This is a genomic window from Komagataeibacter kakiaceti JCM 25156, assembly GCF_000613305.1.
This window is the reverse complement of record NZ_BAIO01000497.1, coordinates 1-1,688: the sequence shown is the minus strand read 5'-3', so window position 1 is coordinate 1,688 and position 1,688 is coordinate 1. Positions and strand designations below refer to the sequence as shown.

Sequence of the window (1,688 nt, the reverse complement as noted above, 5' to 3'; positions counted from 1 at the left end):
GCGCGGCGGTGGGGCGCATGATCACTCTCCCCGCCGGATGGGGGTGTTGTGGCGGCCTGTTCCGCCGGGGGTGAAATCCGCTTCCACAGGTCATTTTTCATATACCCGGTAGTGATGGAAACGCCCGATGGCAGGCCATTGCCGGAAACGGGAGAGGTCTGATATTGCAGAATCAGGAGGTGATTTCATGAATGATGATCCACAACACGTTATTCTTCCGATTTTCTACAATCATCGGGGGACCATTATCTTCCGTGACCGGCCCATCAAGGTAAAACCCAAACCCACCAGAATGCAGAGCATCCTGGGATGGGTTAACCCCAAGTCCCTGCCGCAGGAAGAAAAGGTCTATCTGGAACATTTCTATTACGCTTTTGAATTCAATCCTAAAAAACAGAAGCTTATGAATGTTCTTATGGGGAATATCTTTGATTACCTCCATTCGCGCGGCGTAACGTTCAACTACCCCGGCGTCGATCAGGACTCGGTGGCCGAATACTGGGTGGGGCGGCGGCGTTACCATGTCGTGGCCGTCATGGCGGATGTGCGTAACCCGTATCTGTGCGGCTATGGCTATCTCGATGCGTCAACCAGGGCGTTCATCGAGGATGACAACGAGAAACGCCATCATTCCAAGACAAAGGCGCCGTCCTTTTCCATCGCGACGGTGAAGGACATGATCCGTCAGGATGAACTCGATGAAGCCAACATCCACCTGACATCAATAGCGATATGACAGCCTGTTTTTAAAAACATTCATTATATTCAAATAGACTTCTGAAAATTCATTCCTGAAGTCCGGTATTCATCAAGTCACCTTCCCCGGAATCCGGAACACGCTTCCCGACAGGATCCGATCGCCCCCATCGCCTGTCCTTCCCTCCCCGCCGGTCCCGGCCTTACACGGCAATGTGATGGCCTGAGCAGAATGGTCCGGGCCTTGCGCGATGTGTCGCCCTAACACACCAGGGTCACGGTCACGCGCAGCCCATGGGGCTGCCGGTTGGTCAGCCTGATATCCCCCCCCAGACCCCATATGATATTGCGTGAAATGGACAGCCCCAGCCCGGTGCCCCCGGTTTCACGGTTGCGGCTCTGTTCGGCGCGGACGAAGGGGTCGAACATGCGTTCCAGATCCTCGGTCGGCAGGCCGGGGCCATTATCCTCGATCAGCACGGTGACCGTATATTCCCCCGCGTCCCCGCCTTCGCCCTGATGGGGCGTATTGAGTGTGATCCGCACGCCACCGCCATATTTTACCGCGTTCGTCACCAGATTGTTCAGTGCGCGCTTGAGCGCGACCGGCCGCGCGCGGACATGCGTGTCGGGTATGTCGGCATGGGTGAAGGTGATCTCGTCCGCGACTTCGGGGTAGGTCTCGGCGGCTTCATCGGCAAGGGTCTGGAGCAGGGCGGTCAGGTTGACCCGCCCCATGGGTTCGCGCTGCGCCGCGTCGCGGCCAAAGGCCAGCGTCGCCGCCACCATGGCTTCCAGTTCATCCAGATCGGTGAGGATTTTGGCCCGCATCTCCTCGTCTTCCACGAATTCGGCCCGCAGTTTCAGCCGTGTGATGGGGGTGCGCAGGTCATGGCCGATGGCGGTCAGCATGAGCGTGCGGTCCATGAGGTAACGGCGGATGCGATGCGCCATGGTGTTGAAGGCATGGGCGGCGCGCGCCACCTCCAGCG

The 1,688-nt window shown here is 58.1% G+C and carries 2 protein-coding genes; one reads left to right on the top strand and one right to left on the bottom strand.

From position 1 onward, the window contains the following. Positions 1–292: 292 nt before the first annotated feature. The gene (locus JCM25156_RS15825; RefSeq protein ID WP_148299405.1) at positions 293–736 is read left to right on the top strand and encodes a hypothetical protein; all 444 of its coding nucleotides are present in this window, start codon (positions 293–295) and stop codon (positions 734–736) included. A gap of 221 nt (positions 737–957) precedes the next feature. Here the strand turns inward: JCM25156_RS15825 and JCM25156_RS15820 are convergent. Continuing rightward, a partial coding sequence (locus tag JCM25156_RS15820; protein WP_025813860.1) for an ATP-binding protein occupies positions 958–1,688 on the bottom strand: 731 nt, incomplete at its 5' end.